Annotated in this window: 12 protein-coding genes, 1 tRNA gene and 1 pseudogene; 4 read left to right on the top strand and 10 right to left on the bottom strand. The window is 30.5% G+C overall.

Features of this window, described 5'->3' with window-relative positions; translation table 11 throughout:
* Nucleotides 1-82: 82 nt before the first annotated feature.
* From ACODSB_RS20640 to ACODSB_RS20630, 3 genes are all read left to right on the top strand, one after another.
* Nucleotides 83-155: transfer RNA gene (locus ACODSB_RS20640), tRNA-Met, on the top strand.
* Nucleotides 156-316: 161 nt separating this feature from the next.
* The gene (locus ACODSB_RS20635) at nucleotides 317-1,411 is read left to right on the top strand and encodes a Ppx/GppA phosphatase family protein (protein WP_488938400.1); all 1,095 of its coding nucleotides are present in this window, start codon (nucleotides 317-319) and stop codon (nucleotides 1,409-1,411) included.
* 206 nt (nucleotides 1,412-1,617) lie between these two features.
* Nucleotides 1,618-2,592, top strand: a complete 975-nt coding sequence (locus ACODSB_RS20630) for a polyprenyl synthetase family protein (RefSeq protein WP_488938399.1) — start codon at nucleotides 1,618-1,620, stop codon at nucleotides 2,590-2,592.
* A 39-nt stretch (nucleotides 2,593-2,631) separates the two neighbouring features.
* Here the strand turns inward: ACODSB_RS20630 and ACODSB_RS20625 are convergent, their stop codons facing one another.
* The gene (locus ACODSB_RS20625; RefSeq protein WP_488938398.1) at nucleotides 2,632-2,958 is read right to left on the bottom strand and encodes a hypothetical protein; all 327 of its coding nucleotides are present in this window, start codon (nucleotides 2,956-2,958) and stop codon (nucleotides 2,632-2,634) included.
* A 122-nt stretch (nucleotides 2,959-3,080) separates the two neighbouring features.
* Between ACODSB_RS20625 and ACODSB_RS20620 the strand changes: the two genes are divergently transcribed.
* A complete protein-coding gene (locus ACODSB_RS20620) occupies nucleotides 3,081-3,293 on the top strand; it encodes a helix-turn-helix domain-containing protein (RefSeq protein WP_488938397.1) in 213 nt (70 codons plus the stop codon).
* Between the two features lie 258 nt (nucleotides 3,294-3,551).
* Here ACODSB_RS20620 and ACODSB_RS20615 read toward each other — a convergent pair whose 3' ends face one another.
* The 9 genes and pseudogenes from ACODSB_RS20615 to ACODSB_RS20575 form a co-directional block, all read right to left on the bottom strand.
* On the bottom strand, nucleotides 3,552-3,965 hold the full coding sequence (locus tag ACODSB_RS20615; RefSeq protein ID WP_488938396.1) for a hypothetical protein: 414 nt from the start codon (nucleotides 3,963-3,965) through the stop codon (nucleotides 3,552-3,554).
* Nucleotides 3,966-4,371: 406 nt separating this feature from the next.
* Nucleotides 4,372-4,970, bottom strand: a pseudogene (locus ACODSB_RS20610) (REP-associated tyrosine transposase).
* Between the two features lie 435 nt (nucleotides 4,971-5,405).
* A complete protein-coding gene (locus ACODSB_RS20605) occupies nucleotides 5,406-5,882 on the bottom strand; it encodes a hypothetical protein (protein WP_488938395.1) in 477 nt (158 codons plus the stop codon).
* A gap of 6 nt (nucleotides 5,883-5,888) precedes the next feature.
* On the bottom strand, nucleotides 5,889-9,386 hold the full coding sequence (locus ACODSB_RS20600; protein WP_488938394.1) for a DUF6443 domain-containing protein: 3,498 nt from the start codon (nucleotides 9,384-9,386) through the stop codon (nucleotides 5,889-5,891).
* 32 nt (nucleotides 9,387-9,418) lie between these two features.
* Nucleotides 9,419-13,210: a DUF5977 domain-containing protein gene (locus ACODSB_RS20595; protein ID WP_488938393.1), complete on the bottom strand. Its 3,792-nt coding sequence runs from the start codon at nucleotides 13,208-13,210 to the stop codon at nucleotides 9,419-9,421.
* Nucleotides 13,211-13,523: 313 nt separating this feature from the next.
* Entirely contained in the window at nucleotides 13,524-13,829 is a 306-nt protein-coding gene (locus ACODSB_RS20590) for a hypothetical protein (RefSeq protein WP_256637064.1), read from the bottom strand.
* 165 nt (nucleotides 13,830-13,994) lie between these two features.
* The gene (locus ACODSB_RS20585; RefSeq protein ID WP_488938392.1) at nucleotides 13,995-14,525 is read right to left on the bottom strand and encodes a hypothetical protein; all 531 of its coding nucleotides are present in this window, start codon (nucleotides 14,523-14,525) and stop codon (nucleotides 13,995-13,997) included.
* Between the two features lie 2 nt (nucleotides 14,526-14,527).
* The gene (locus ACODSB_RS20580; protein WP_488938391.1) at nucleotides 14,528-15,145 is read right to left on the bottom strand and encodes a cysteine hydrolase family protein; all 618 of its coding nucleotides are present in this window, start codon (nucleotides 15,143-15,145) and stop codon (nucleotides 14,528-14,530) included.
* Nucleotides 15,146-15,387: 242 nt separating this feature from the next.
* Nucleotides 15,388-16,245 (bottom strand): leucine-rich repeat domain-containing protein, encoded by an 858-nt coding sequence (locus tag ACODSB_RS20575; protein ID WP_488938390.1) that lies wholly within the window; start codon nucleotides 16,243-16,245, stop codon nucleotides 15,388-15,390.
* Between the last annotated feature and the right edge of the window lie 2 nt (nucleotides 16,246-16,247).

Genomic DNA, 16,247 nt, shown 5'->3' with positions numbered 1-16,247 from the left:
AAACTAAAGTTATTAAAATGAAAAATTTTCAATAATTTCTTTGCATAACAGTATTTAGTGCGTATCTTTGCACCCGAAACATCGCGGGATAGAGCAGTAGGCAGCTCGTCGGGCTCATAACCCGAAGGTCACAGGTTCGAGTCCTGTTCCCGCTACTAAGTAAAAGCTTCAGAGAAATCTGGAGCTTTTTTCTTTATAAAAAAAAGCACTTCGTAAAAAAGCATGCTTTTTGATTGATTTTCTTTACGTTAACGAGAAGAAAAGCAATAATTATCTTAATTATTTATTTAAAATTATATTTTAATCGTAAACTCCAATGTTTAAAAAAAACAACCCCCAAATTTTTCTTTTTACCCTTTTAAGTTTATTTTTTTCCATCAATTCATTTTCTCAAAAAAATCTTTATGCCGGAATTGAAGTTGGCCGAAGAGCGATAAAAGTTTCTGTTCTGGATGTAAGTAATATCAAGAAAGCTGATTATAAAATTCTTTCGTTTTGGACAGAGAGAATTAATTTTGCCGAACATATTGCTAATACCGGCGAACTTACTGAAGACGATATTAACAGAGCCAGCACTATTGTAGCTGAACAATTAACAAAAATACGAGCAGAATACAAAATGCCCGAAACCAATATTTTTATTGTAGCTGCACCTGTTTTCTCATCTGCCCGCAACGCTGATGTTTTAAAAAATAAAATTGCGACGCTAACGAACAAAGAACTTGAAATACTTAATGTTAACGAAGAGGCTAAAACACTGGTTAAAGGTGCAATGCCGCCAGTTGATTATTCTAATGCTTTTTTGCTTGATATTGGTGCGCAAACTACTAAAGGCGGATACATTGATGAACTAGAAGATAATAAATTAGAGTTTATCCCTTTAGAACTTGATTTTGGTACAATGACACTTACTGATGCAGTGAAAAAAACGGTTGTAAATCAAGCGCAGGTTAATGATATGTCGGCATATCAGGAAAAGTCTTTTGATTTTAACTCGGTGCTTCGTAAAAAAGTACAAGCATTACTGGATAAAAATCCTCTTTTATTAAAAAAGGACAAAATATATTTATCAGGTGGGGCTGTTTGGGCTTTTGCTACTCTATATTATAATGAAAATGTAAAAGAGCATTATATTTCTTTAAACATGGAAGACATTCTTAATTATGATGCAATCCTGAAAAACAACTTTGTTAAATTCACTAACCTTGCTAAAACTAATAAAGAAGCTGCAAGAGTTTTGAGTACTTATAATCAGGAATATTTAATTTCTGCAAATAACATATTAATTGCCTGCTTAGAAGGTGTTCCAAATTTAGAAACAAAGAAGGTATACTTTGTGAAAGAAGGACAAGTAACATGGCTTATTTCATACATTGCAGATCGCTCTAAAAAAGTGAATACTAATTTTTAAGAAATTGTATTTCAAACTTATACAAAGCTTCAGAGAAATCTGGAGCTTTTTTTATTTTGAATAGAATCAATTTGAATATTTCAGGAACAAATTCTAAAAAAACAAATTTACAACCAATTTAGAATATAAATCAATTTTAGAATTTTTCTTAACACATAGCTAAAAATCTGTAATTTAGCTGTTTACAAATTAATAATATTGGTTTTATGCATACAATAACTCAATATACAGATTTTTTTATTAGTTATTTAGAAAATCAGATTATAGATAAAGAGCCCAAAAACCTTTATGATCCCATAAGCTATATATTATCGTTGGGAGGAAAAAGAATACGGCCTGTTCTTACTTTACTTACTACAGAAATTTTTGATACAGATTACAAATTAGCATTACCAGCAGCTTTAGCCATAGAGATTTTTCATAATTCTTCACTAGTTCACGATGATATTATTGATGAAGATCCTATAAGGAGAGGAAAACCAACTGTACACAAAAAATGGAATACTAACGTCGCTATTCTTTCCGGAGATGCCATGATTATCCTAACCTATCATTATCTGCAAAGTTACGAACCAAACCTTGCTAAAGCTTTGACTAAAGCGGTTACCAAAATGGGAATCAAAGTTTGCGAAGGGCAAACATGGGATGTTGATTTTGAAACCCGACAAGATGTTACGGTTTCAGAATACCTAAAAATGATTGAATATAAAACCGGAGCACTCATAGCAACGTCAATGAAAATGGGTGCTATTATCGCTCAAACTTCTCCCGAAAACTGCGATTTAATTTATGATTTCGGGCTTAATATAGGCTTAGCATTTCAGCTGCAAGACGATTATTTGGATCTTTTTGGCGATACTCCAACTTTTGGCAGACGATTATGCGGTGATATTATTTCGAACAAAAAAACCTATTTATATTTCAAGGCTCTTGAAATTCTAACTGAAAGCGAAAAACAACAATTAATGGAATTGTACGCTGTTCGCCTTGATGATAATGCAAAGAAAATTGAAACCATAACAGAATTATTTCAGGCATCTGGAGTACCAGCCGCAACTCAAGAATCCATTAAAAAATATACTTTTAAAGCTTCTGAAATTTTAGAGAAGATTGATATTGACGAAAATAACAAAACACTTTTGAAAGATTTTGCAGAAAGTTTAATAGGGAGAAGAGTTTGATTGTTTTCGTTTAATATAAAATCTTTCTGCAACTGCCTATTAAATTTCAGTTTCTAACAAATCATTGATCTCATCTAAAAACTCAAGTTCATCCAAAGGAAAAAGCTGGAGCACTAACTCTAAAATAAGTCCCACATTAATAGATTGACTTTTTTCTTTTTTTGAAATTTTATGCGTTTCTTGATCTATCGCCAAAATACATAATTGCAGTATATTTTTAATAACGCAGCCTAGTTCATAATAATTTATGAATTTGATTTCGGCAGTATAAATCTCTTTTTCCTCATTAGCACGTTTTAAGGTGTTGAAGTACAATGCAGATAGCTTTTTAATATTCTCTAAATTCTTAGTTTGTTTTGTTTCCATAATTATCTATTCATCTACTTTATTTTTTATTTAATTCAATTTTTACATTTAGTTATCATATAAGATAACCTGTTTCAGCAAATATATAACAAAATTTGAATTATCATAAAAGATAATTTATTTTGAAGCAAACTATACAACAAAAGGTTGGAAAGCGAATTCAAGAGATTAGAATTCAGAAAAATATTACTCAACAAGAATTAGCCGCAAAATGCAATTTTGAAAAAAGTAATATGTCAAGATTAGAAAAAGGGAATGCTAATGCTACTCTTTCAACTTTAGAAAGAGTTTGTGAAGCATTGCAAATAGATTTTAATGAATTATTTAAGTTTTGAATTCTTGATCTACCGCTTGTAAATAATCTAGATTATTTCACAAAGTATAAAACACAAAAACCTCACAGATATGAGGTTTTTGTGTTTTATACTTTGTTTTATTAACTTTCTTCATTTGCACGAGCGGGACCGCGCCAGTGAGAGGAGATACTACTATCAATCTCTGATTATCTGGAAATGTTAGATGGAATTATTAACTATCAACACACCTAGTCTATTACAAAAAAAGGTTTTCTTAAATATCAAACTATTCATTGTCTATTCAGCAAACATTTGATAAATAAGCACTTCAAATTTGTCATTTTTATAAAGATTTCCATTATTCCATAAAATGACTCCATTATAAATAGTGTAATTTATCGTATACAAATATTCTTTCTCTCCTTCATAAAAACTTATGTCAAAAAAACCATTGTTCATTTTCATATTAACATCGGCTGTAATAAGTTCTGAAGCGGAGAGTTCATTAATTATCTTCTCAATCTCTGCTTGATTTGTAATAACTAAGTTTCCACTTTTAAGGTTATGACCACCATTACAAAAAACTTTATTTGTTATTGTAATTTCTTTTATTTTTGAAGTATCAATCTTCTTATTTTTATTCTCTTGTCCATTACAAGAAACAATTAAAATTAGAAATAAAAACGATATGTATCCAAGTATTTGTTTCATAGAGATTACTATAATTTAATTTAACATTATTATTTACGTGGTTCTACAAGAACACTTTGTAACTTCATTGTACTTAAAGACAATGAAGCTCCTAGTTTAAAAGCTGACTTACCATAAATTGAAGTCGATACTCCAAAACTTGTAGTTGTCCAATCAAACTTACTAGCAATTCCCATAGTTATTGTTCCACTTAAGTTTTTATAACCTCCCCCTAATTCCAGGCTATTACCTGCAAGTGTAAACCTATTAAAATTTTTAGCTGTTGAATTTGCTGCAAATATACCCCGCTCTCCGAAGTGTTTTCTAATTCAATGCACGCTGCGCAAATGTCTCTGACTTTGCGCCACTTTTTAAATTTCCATCAGAAAACAAAAACGTCTAAAAGTCTCTGACTTTAAAATAGATTTCAATACTGATTATAACGAACAAATGATTTATTATCTAAAACATTAACAATTATATTATCTGCTTTTTCTATTTTTAGCAAGCCTGAATCATAAACATAATTACTTGCACTTGAATAAACATAATCTGAGGCTTTAGCAACAATTCCGGCTCTTACAGGATTTAAATGTATATAATCTAATTTAGACCACATAAATTCATTTGTATAAATTTCTTCTGCATGGTTTCCATATTGCCAGAATTGGTATTCTTTATTTCTTGAATGGCTTTGTGTAGCTAACTGAAAACGTTCCAACATCCATTCTCTTCTACTTTCGGGACTATTTTGAATTTTTTCGAGAATATTTTTAGCTGTAAACTTTTTAAAATCCCTTATTAAATCTGATAATGTCCCATTTTCAGACTGAACAATTAAATGTATGTGATTACTCATAATAACATACCATATAAAATCATTCCTTTATTCTGAATACAGTATTCTAAACTTTCAATAACAATATCTCTATAAATCTGACGTGTAAAAATATCTACCCAGTCTACAACTGTAGAGGTTATAAAATGTGGCAATGCCTGATCTCTGATAACGTATCCTTCTTTCATTATATTTTTTTTACAAAAACATAAGATTTAACTTATTTATTTTATCATTTCTAGAAATAGACAAGAAAAGTCAGAGACTTTTGACACCCTTATAATTTCTAAGAACAAAAAAATTGCGCAAAGTCAGAGACATTTGCGCAGCTTTTTCAGTTGAACACTTCGGAGAGCATGGGTGTAGTATTTAACTGATTTGTGGATGACTTTTGAGACCCAGGAGCAAAGACTGGAGCATCTTACGGAATAACTAGCTATTTTGGTACACCACTTTAATACTTTACCTCCAATATTAAAACAAAAAGGATGAGCAATACCGTCCATCCTTTTTTAATTTATTTTCAATAATTATTCTTTTTCAATACGTTATAAATATAAAATCGTATATCGCTAACTCTGGAACATTCCTACTCTTTACATGCTATCGCCAGAGGAGGCATTTTATAAATCTAAAACTTGCATTTTATTTTCATTTTTGGTGGTAGTAGTATCTAATTCGTTTTTTTCATTCTCTGTATTTTTACGAATATTGAGATTACCTTTGACCCTAACATAATAACCTTTTTCTTTTGTTTCTGGATAAATTACAAAAATAGTATCTTCTGTGTATCTGATAATTTTTTTTGTAGAGTCAAAAAAAGTAAATAAAGAATCATTAGTAACATACCATTTTTTTTTTAATCGTCTGGGATGGTCTGAAAAAAATCTTCTTTCATCTTTTGATTTATTATATGAATATTTTACTGTGTTTCCTTTATTATCGAAGCTAAATGTAAATCCATAAAATTCGGCTCTATCTCTAGTCCATTCATAATTCCAGTATTGAATAGAATCTTTACAAATTAAATATTCTAATTCTTGCTTCTTGTTAGTACAACCCAAACAGATAAGTACTAACAATATAATTCCTTTTTTCATAATAATTTAATCGTGAGGATTACTTAAAGTTTCTAATCGAATTTGAAATGTATTTTTGTTAATCTGTACATTTACACCACTTCCATCAAACTTAGATTGAATATTGACTCCATTATTAGCATTGAGAGTGTTATAATTTGAAATTTGAGATTTTACTCCCTTTAAATCTATTTCTCCATTCAACATCGCATTATATACTCTATTTGTGAAGCCAGAACTTACAGAATATTTGTTAATATCACTAGTGTTGTTAAAATCGGCTGTCTGTGTTTGCCCCAAATAAACTTTAGAGTGGTCTAAAAAAGTATATTTATCAGATGAAATATTTTCGCTTTTATGACCAAAAACGGGACTTCCTTCGTGGGCAATAGTATTGCTTAAATCATGAAAATTATTATAAAAACCAGATTTAAAAGATTTTGCATTCATCATTACTGTACCATTATTTCTAGTATAACCACCTACGTTTTTGTCTAGCGAACTGCTTGCATCAACACCAAAATAACCACTTGCACCCATTTTACTTGCATAATGACCTATTATATTACTTACAGCCAATCTTGTTCCTTTTTTACTGTAATCTAAATCAGATAGATTATAGTTTTTGTTGCCAATTTCCACTTTTATAGCATTTCCAACTCCAGTATCTCGAATAAAGTTCCCTTTTGAATCAAAAATATGGTCATTAGGCGCCATTCCATCAGGGTCAGTAAAACGTAAAGGATTATTAAAGCAATAATTATAAGGCGACCATCTTCTCATCTTCTCCGCTAAAGGGTCAATATTACTCCAACCCGCTCTTGCTGGGTCATAAAGTCTCGAGCCATAGTCATACATGTTAAGCCCCAGCTCGTCCTGCAGTTCTTTCCCGTTGAACTTATACTTATTCTCAACACCAGTCTTAACTGTATTATAACCTTCCTGTTTCAATCCGAAAGGATAGAAGTTACTTTCTTCTTTAATAGCAAGCGTTTTATCATAACTTACACGAACGTTGCCCAAATGATCTTTGTAGTGGTAAACATATTTATAAGCACCAGATACAGGTTCAACATAACCTTCTGCCGTTGGAAAAAATTTCAATGCAGCATTGTCATACTGGTAACCACCTAGATAATCTGTTGTTACAACAGGTTTACTTGTCTCGCTTACAATTTTCTGTACTTTCTGCCCTGCTGCATTGTAAAGATATGCAATGTTTCCTGTTGTGGCAAAAGTTATTTTGGTTGGCAGGTTTAAATGGTTGTAGACAATAGCGGTAATATTTTTATTGTTATCTTTAGTCATATTACCATTGGCATCATAACTATAATCATCGACCGTATTGGCTGCGCTGTCTACAAAACCGCCTGCTTTATAAGTCGTAGCATTATCGACCACTTTGGTAAGCTGGTTTAAATTATTTGTAGGGCCGTAACTGTATGTCAAATTATCAATTTGCTGCAATGCTGCATTACCATTACGAACCAGAGACATAATATTTCCGTTTTTATCATAGGTAAGAGTTTCGTCGAAAAAATTATTTATAGTACCGTTTTGTTTAAAAATACCGGTTCTTAAACGATTTAAATTATCATATACATATCCGTAACCTCTTATTATGGTTTCAGAGTTATTACTAGTCCAATACGTTTCGGCAATGTTTCCATTATATAAAGAACTTACACCCGCAGTAGCTGCTGTGTTATAATTAACTTTAAAAGCAAAAAGATCTTTAGGATCTCCTGATTTACTTAATGCATTTACATCATTAATTCCTGTAAGCCATCCACGAATATTATAAGTATAATTTACATTTTGAGTTGGCGCAGCGGTAGTATTCCCTACTTTTTTAGAAATTAACTGTCCTAATTCATCATAAGTATTGCTGGTAATCAGTTCAACCGTACCTCCATTTATTTGATGAGTTTGTGTAAGCAGACGATCCTGAGCAGAGTATGTAAAAGCATCTTTCGTCATGAGTTCAGTATCTGTACTCAGTCTCTTATGTCTGGTAATACTATATTCAGGTTTTCCAGAAAAATAAAGTTTGATATCTGTATAAGTATATCCTCCTAAATGATTGATAGTGTAAATTCTAATAGCTCTTGCTTTATCATCATAAAAAGTAGCCATGGTTTCTCCTAATACCGCTGTACTAGTAGTAGGTATTCTTGTCCATGAAGCAGATGCCAGACCTTTTATTTGAGATGTCCCAAGCACAGTCTGTCCTTCAATAGTAGTGGGTATTGAAATAATGGGAGTACTTGGAAAAGTATAATTATCATAATAATTAACTGTCAAAAGTTTAAAAGATGTCGGAGCAACTGTATTTGTATAATACGCCGCAATACCATCTATAGTTCCGCTAGTCTGCTTACTTTCGTTAATTACAGATGCATTGTTTTGTGCTGTCTGCAGACTAATTCTACCTGCGGTGGTTGCTGCTGTTCCTGTTGACCACCCCGTATAAACTGGACGATTGAAAACATCATATTTAGTTATAAGCCACCCAGCAGTTGTTAAATCTGAAAAAGGAGAATTAGCAGGTCCTGTAGCCACAACTCTATCCAGTTTATCGTATACAATAAATTCCCATTGTTTACCTGGCAGTTTTTTCTCTACAAGTCTATTACGTCCATCATATTTATACTGATAACATAAATCATTAAAGATAGTCGCTGTAAGAGTACCATCGGCTTTTGGAGGTATTACATAGGTAAGATTTCCAAATTGATCATAAACATAATAAGTATCATGTTTTATCCCTGCATCATACGTTCTTTTTAAAACGACTTGTCCTTCTTTATTTTTAAATTCAATCGTAGAACCGTTTATTTCACTTGGAGTTCCAGCAGTATTTTCATCATATGTAACAGTTTTATAAAGCTGAAGAGGAGAACAATACCCGCCATCAACAAAAGATATATCATAGACTCCTGATCCGGAATTCCATGTTGTAACTGCTTTAAACAGCCTTACCTCGTTAGCTATGTTTGCCTGATAATCCATTTTTATCTCATGACCTGCTCCTAGTCTCCAGTCATTTCCAGGCGCAGCCTGTTTCAGAACTCTATTTAGTGGTGAAGATTCAAATTCTTTTTGGGAAAAAGCATTATAGGCAGGACTGATTATTTCTAATGGAAATTTTGCTGTATAATAATTAATCGTAGCAGTCGCAGCATTGGTTTTGAGATAACTATTACCTGTATTAGTAAAAGCATAAGGCAGATATTCTTTGTCCTGCCTTCCAAATGCATCATATTGAATATGAGTAACAATATCTGTATTAGAAGAATTTATTCCGTCTCCTTGTCCAATCCCAATAGTTTGTATCGGACGCCCTAATCCATCGTAATAAGTTACATTTTGAATAAGATTAGTTTTAACAAGACTATTTAAGCCTGCTGCAGATGTTGCTATTCTTGGATTAATAGTATATATAAAATTATTATCACTCATTGTTTGGGCAAATGTCTGAGCCGTTGCCAACAATACTAAATATATAAAGATGTATTTTTTCATACAATTTAAAAGTTTCATTTATTTAACTATTATTATTGAACCATACTGTCTAAACGAACATTTTGAATCTCCTGAGCAAGCACTGTAAATGTTTTAGAAAAAGAAAGCTGGTTTGCTGGTAAAACTACACTCTGTGTTAGGGTTCGGTTAGTCTCATTTAGGTGCAAATAAAAAATAGTAAAATTAAAAGTGGCTTGTGCATGTGTAGACATATTACATTTAACAGTAATAGTCATTTGGTTATTTTCTGAATCATAATCATAATCGAAATCATAAATTGGTGTTGATTGTGTACAAATTCCATTAGCATTTGCATAATTTTGACCATTAACATTTGCATCAACATCTGCCTTATTATCTGCATCTGCCTGTGATATTGTAGAAATATAAGTTCCTGCAGGAACATTATAAACTACAGAGGTTCCTGCTGATCCCCATCCGCAATCATTTTTAACATAAGATTTACTCTTAGCAACGCTAGAATAAATTGCTTTTGTACAATCTGTCTGTTGTCCTTTATAATTATAACAGTAACGCTGTAATACATTAAAGTTTTTATCTCTAACAAGCCATAATCTATTATTTTCATCATAACTGTAGTAAGTACCCGCTCCTTTAGGATCTATTATGCTGCTAATACCAACTAAAGGAATATAAGTATAAGTAGTAACCATTGCGTTTGGTAAAGCTGCTCTTAAACTATTTAGCGCTTCCTTTAAATTTGCTTCAGTATAAGTATTTGACTTTGTTATTACATCTGTCACTAAATTAGCAGGAATACTTGAATACGCCATATTTTCTATTTTAGCTATAGGCTGTGATTGATTATAGCCCCAAATTATAGAAACATTTGTTCCAACCTTATTATGATATTGAAGAATATTTCCTTTATTATCTCTTAAATCTATAACATCTTGCTCTTCCAGAGCCTGTGCGCCTACAGATGTAGAAATACTTTTCGATAATATAAGGCCCGAGCCAAAATCGTTATAATTGGATTGCTTAGTATTTATTAAAACATTGTCTCTATAGGTTTTCTCTGTTACTACTTCATCAATTCTATTTTTACTTACCAAATTAGTTAATATAGGCTGAGCAGATAATTGATTTGAAAAATATGGGTATGATTTTTCTATTTTCACATCTGAAAGTCCATTATGATATATTTCATTTGTTACAAAAGGAAGACTTGAATCATATTGGATATCCGTTGTAGTAGTGACTATATTATTATTTAAATATTTTGAATTTGTTTTTTTTGTCAAAAGATTTTGAGAAACCGGTATATTTGAAGTAACTGTGAATCCATAATCATTAGTAACATTAGTATCACAAAGACTATAATATTGTCTATAAAATGCATCTACTCCGGTTGATATTGGAAAGCTGTTAATTATTCGATATGTATATTCATTAATTTCCTGATCCAGAATTTGATTACTAGAATTATAAATTGTTTTGTTAATCAATTTTCCTCTTCTGTTTTCATTATCAATATAAGTTAGCATAGGATAAGCACTATTCTTCATAAAAAGACATTGACAATAAGTACAATCAGGCGTTACAGGTGTGCCTGATATACCTCTAACTCCTGGAGTATTAGGATACTCATTTGGAGAAGAGAATTCATATTTTGTATATCCAGTATTTACTTCTGTTTCAGTTATTTTCGAGTATCCTACAAAGCTCCCTGATGTAAGCTCAATACCTCCTTTAGGAATATCATATACAGAAAATGATTTTGCTACCATTGTATCTATATAAAAATCAATTATGTTAGCAAATTTTGGAATATTATTAATATACCCAGAGGATTTACCATTTTGATCTACATAAGTATAATCTATTTTTTTTGCAACATTATTATTATCCGTTAGTTTTTGAGATTTTATCCTTGCTCCTCCTGATAAATAATTTTGACCTAAATATTGAAATTGATTGTTTTCATACTCAAATTCAACACTCCCACCAGTTGGATAAGTAAGCTTCTTTAACAAACCTGTTAGCGAATAAGAATTAGGAATTAAACTATAATTTCCGGGTATAGTTTGAAAACTGTTATTGTTCACTAATGGGAACGGTAATACTGAATTCTCATTATTGTTTTTATAAAAAAATAAAGTTGGTGTTAACAGCACATTTGATGTTGTATTTGCAGCTCCATTATTATTATAGTAACCCAAATAATCTCGCTCTAAAGAACCTCTTCTAGGCAATTTATTGGTATATTCATATTCTAAGGTATAAGTATTAAATACAGTATTATAATTGCTGCCATAAACCTTAACATTTTCTAATTTTAGTCTTTTACAATCAGGATCTGTACAATTTTCTTTTGAATCGAAATAAGAATAATTAAGAACAAAGCGCTTGATAGTATTATCTTTTTTGTCTTTAACAATTATTTCTGTCAAAGCATTTTCACCTATATAATCCTGCCTGATCAAACCATATTGAAAAATTACAGTACCTTCATCAAATGCAATACTGGTTAATCTTTTTCTTTTAGGATTTTTCGTCATTGATGTCATCTTTAAATAATTGTAAGGATCACTTTCTAAATATGGCGTCAAGATGCACTTATTCAATTGATTTTCATTTTGTGAACTTATGGTTAAGTTTACTTTGGTATCAATTAAGATATTATTTTCTAAATTAGAATTACTATAAGTGTCATAAAGAAAATTTACCGTTTTATTTGTTTTATCGTCTTCAATTTTACTTAAATTCCAAGTATGTATTCTCTTATTATAATAATTAGCATGATAACTAAATACTAAATCCATATTCCCTGAACAAGATCCTGATGGCACGGGAATTGTTCCAAATGGACGATAAAAATTCTCATTTACTTCCTCTTCACTAAATTTATATTTAATTCCGTTTGTGTTAACAATATTGAATTCGTAAAAATCTTTAATTTTTTTTAAAGCTGTTACCTGATGATAAGGATTAGCATTTAAAACACTTAAATTATTCTCTCCTAAATTGACATAATTATAAAACCCAAAACCAGGGTTTTCTCTTTTATCAACAATCAGCGAGTTCATTTTTAAACCAGCATTGTCTAAAAAAGTAGTAACAAATCCTGTGTTGTTATTAGGATAAATATCCGTTTGATTGGTATTATTTGTAGTTATAAATTTAGAGCTAAGACCAGGAGCATTTACAATAAAAGTATCTGGTATATCTTTTTGTACATTTGGATCATTACTTGCTAAATATGTCCAATCCGCCCAAAAATGACCATTTTCACCATCTGTTTCGTTTTCATTTATATCCTCTCTATAAAGAAAAACAGGAGAATCGTTTGGAAAATTTGAATATCTATAATATGGAGAAAATAAAGGAATCGTTCCGTTTTTTTTTCTGTTATAACCTTGCTTCTTAATATAAGGCATGATATGAACTCCTGTGTCTCCTCCATCTAAATATTGGGTAGCAACAGTAACTTCATTATCTGGAACATCATTAACAATTCTAATAATATTTCCTCCAGCATTTAAAACCCAACCTAAACCTACAGAAGAAGCCCTATCATCAACCTTTATACCGCTTGAATCGTAATTCAAACTAATTGGAATATTAATATTACCTGAGATAATCTCATAAATAGGGATTTTAACATCCGTTTTACCTGTATATAAGTTTACTTCACTAATATTATACTTTTGAAAAGCCATAACATCTGGTGATGCGCTAAATATTTTTTCTGGAACTGGATTTATAATCTGACTATTATAATTTTGAGAAAAAATGCTGAAATTATTAAATAATAAAATTAATAATAAATAGTAAAGGTGTTTTTTTTGGAGTATTTTCATTATTCGCTTACTTATTGTTTGAATAAAATCTAAAATTATTTTTCTATACTGAGACAAATCGATTTATTAGATTTCACATTTAACCAACTAGTTGTCAATATGTTAATTTACTTGATTTTAAAATTATTTTTTAAACAGTTTAGGAAGCAATAATACTAAAAAAAGAACAATATCTTAAGTAAATATTAACATTTAAATTGCCACAAAAAGATTTTTATAAAAGCTTAGATCTATATCGATTTTGGTATAAAAAAAACCGTTCATTTCTGAACGGTTTTTTTTATACCAAAATATATTTTATCGAATCTATAACTTAAGCTCTAAACAAAGCATACTTATTATAGTTATACAAAACCTTATCATAAGGAACATAAAGAGAAACAATTTTCTCAGTCGATTCATCAAATTTAATTCCGTTGTGTTTTCTGAATAAGTAAATTTCTCTCAAACAGTTTGATAAACTTTGGTGAATTTCACTTGTAAAAGTTGGCAGTTTTTTGTCTCCAACCAAAAGGTCAATTTGATAATTCGAGCTGCTTTTTGATAAGTTATTACCAATAATTCTGATTGTAAATGTGGTTGACTTTCCGTATTGTTCACCTTGATATTGTAGTGTCATAATTTTATAGTAAAAAGGTTAGTATTTTATGTTTAAATTTTCTTTAGAATTGAATCCAATCTTAAAGTTATAAAAAATATTAATGCTTTATAAAAACCCGCATCAAAATAATTTAAGCAAAGTTAATATAAATTCTATTTACTGCATTTTTTTACACCAAACTAATTAATTCCAAATACCAGCTTTTCCTTTTTGAGTAATATTATTAGCAAACAAAGGCGTTTCTTCATTATTATGAGCTTCTAAATTTTGCAGCATCTGGCTTTTCACTAAACTTAAATCAGTAATATTTAATGATTTCAGCACCGCCAAAAACTCAGGAGTTGCGCTAACAGCAACATGATTATGAAGTTCACACTGATCATTTGATATCGGGACAATTTTAAGTTCCCAGGTCACTCCTATTTTTGTTGTGCCTAAAGGCGAAATCGAATCAGAAACAGAATTTACTCTGCAATGGTTTTTACTTCCAATTTCTTCAACATAATGCTGTACTAAAAAATTATCTGCAACTTTTTCTACATTGATAGACATTCGCTTTCCATCTTCAGAAAATGAAACTCCACTGGCAATATGCGACTTTGAACACGATTGATATTCAAAATCCTTTAGAGTAAACAGCCATTCGGTAATATTTATTTTTTCTGCAGGACAATCAATAACCGCCTTTGCAGTACATTCAGCAAGTATTTCCATCTTTATGATTCTAAAATGTTTATAAATTCTTGTGCAGATAAAAGTGAATGTCCATAACTCGGAAAATTAATTTCTACAGTTGCGATTATCTCGTCCTGATTAAAAGAACCTATTCCATCTTTGATCAAAGTAACGTGATATCCTAATTCTACGCCATATCTTGCCGTTGAATCAATACAAGTATTGGCTCTCATTCCGGCAATTACAATATGGTCTAAATCATGAATTTTTAAAAGAAAATCCAAATCAGTATTAGCAAAACCACTTGCTGTCCAATGGTTTTGAGCTATTAAATCTCCCTTCTCCGGCAGCAAATCCGGATGAAATTCTGCACCCCAGCTTCCTTTTTCAAAAAGAGTTAAATTTTTGCTTCCGTTATGTGATGGAGAAAAATATTTCCATTTCAAATAATCTTCTTTTTGCGTTTGACGATGCGGCACATAAATTACTTTAATATTATGTTTTCTAACCGCAGTCAATAAGCTTTTTAGGTTTGCAATAATATTGTTGCTTTCCACGGTTTCTTTTACAAAAGGCCAAAGTTTTCCTTTTTCGGAAAGAAAATCATTATAGGGATCAACTAATAATAATGCAGTTCGGTGGTTTTGATACTTACTCATAGTTTTGAATTTTAAAAATTAGAAATAACTGATTCCAAAATTCAAACCCAAACATAAGTCGTTGATATTTAATTATTTAAGAAACAACAACGAATTGATATTCCGCTGAAAATCATCGTATTAACGAAATATCAAAAATATATTTCTCCTAAATTATATAACAAAAAAAGCTGTAACGAATTACAGCTTTCATATTTTTAAATACCTGATCGTCAATAATCAAGTAAAATTTCATAAACAAATTAGTTCACAATATTGCTTTCCGTTTTTCTTTCTTCATTTACATCTAATAAAAACAAATTCCCATTTTCATCAAACATTGTCATATTCAAAGCATCTAATAAAGTAAGATTTTTTGAAACCGAGCCTGTGAATTTGTTATAGGAAAGATTCATTTCTGAAAGGTTAGGCATTTTTTCTAATTCCTTAGGAATCTCACCACCAAAACTATTATTGTATAAACTAAAATTTTGGAGAATATTCAAATTAGAAATATCTGAACTTACGGCGCCAGATAATCTATTATTATTTAATAACAGAATTTTTAAAGTCGAAATTTTATACAACGAACTTGGCAAAACACCTGCAATTTGATTATCAAACAAACAAAGAATTTCTAATTGATTTAGTTTTCCAATTTCCTGTGGTAATTCACCGGAAATATTATTCTTAAAAAGTTCCAGATCTTTCAAATTCTTCAAATCGCAAATACTTCCCGGAATTGCACCAGACAACTGATTACCGGAAACATTTAAAACCTGAAGCTCTTTAAAATTACTGATTGAATTTGGTAATTGTCCTTTAAGATTATTTTTATGAAGATCAACTGCCACTAAATTTACAAGCTCAAAAAATTCAGCAGGCAATTCTCCTTGCAAATTATTATCTGCTAAATTTAAAGAAGTTACTTTTCCGTTTTCGGCATAAACTCCATACCAGGTTGAGACTGATTGTGATAAATCCCATTTTATTTTCCACTGCGAACCATTCGTCGCGTGATATAATTTAATTAGCGCGTCTTTCTCTTTATCTGAAACAGTATCTGCAAAAATATTAAGAGAAAAAACAAATGCTAAAAAAAGTGTTGCAAGGCTTTTCATAA

This window comes from Flavobacterium sp. FG68, from assembly GCF_057808895.1.
The sequence above is the reverse complement of the archived record's forward strand: the minus strand, read 5'-3'. Positions and strand labels throughout refer to the sequence as shown.

Bases quoted from the DNA above. Each gene is read 5' to 3' on its own strand.
- ACODSB_RS20635 (WP_488938400.1), top strand. From the start codon at position 317: ATGTTTAAAAAAAACAACCCCCAAATTTTTCTTTTTACCCTTTTAAGT.
- ACODSB_RS20630 (WP_488938399.1), top strand. From the start codon at position 1,618: ATGCATACAATAACTCAATATACAGATTTTTTTATTAGTTATTTAGAA.
- ACODSB_RS20625 (WP_488938398.1), bottom strand. From the start codon at position 2,958: ATGGAAACAAAACAAACTAAGAATTTAGAGAATATTAAAAAGCTATCT.
- ACODSB_RS20615 (WP_488938396.1), bottom strand. From the start codon at position 3,965: ATGAAACAAATACTTGGATACATATCGTTTTTATTTCTAATTTTAATT.
- ACODSB_RS20605 (WP_488938395.1), bottom strand. From the start codon at position 5,882: ATGAAAAAAGGAATTATATTGTTAGTACTTATCTGTTTGGGTTGTACT.
- ACODSB_RS20600 (WP_488938394.1), bottom strand. From the start codon at position 9,386: ATGAAAAAATACATCTTTATATATTTAGTATTGTTGGCAACGGCTCAG.
- ACODSB_RS20595 (WP_488938393.1), bottom strand. From the start codon at position 13,210: ATGAAAATACTCCAAAAAAAACACCTTTACTATTTATTATTAATTTTA.
- ACODSB_RS20590 (WP_256637064.1), bottom strand. From the start codon at position 13,829: ATGACACTACAATATCAAGGTGAACAATACGGAAAGTCAACCACATTT.
- ACODSB_RS20585 (WP_488938392.1), bottom strand. From the start codon at position 14,525: ATGGAAATACTTGCTGAATGTACTGCAAAGGCGGTTATTGATTGTCCT.
- ACODSB_RS20580 (WP_488938391.1), bottom strand. From the start codon at position 15,145: ATGAGTAAGTATCAAAACCACCGAACTGCATTATTATTAGTTGATCCC.
- ACODSB_RS20575 (WP_488938390.1), bottom strand. From the start codon at position 16,245: ATGAAAAGCCTTGCAACACTTTTTTTAGCATTTGTTTTTTCTCTTAAT.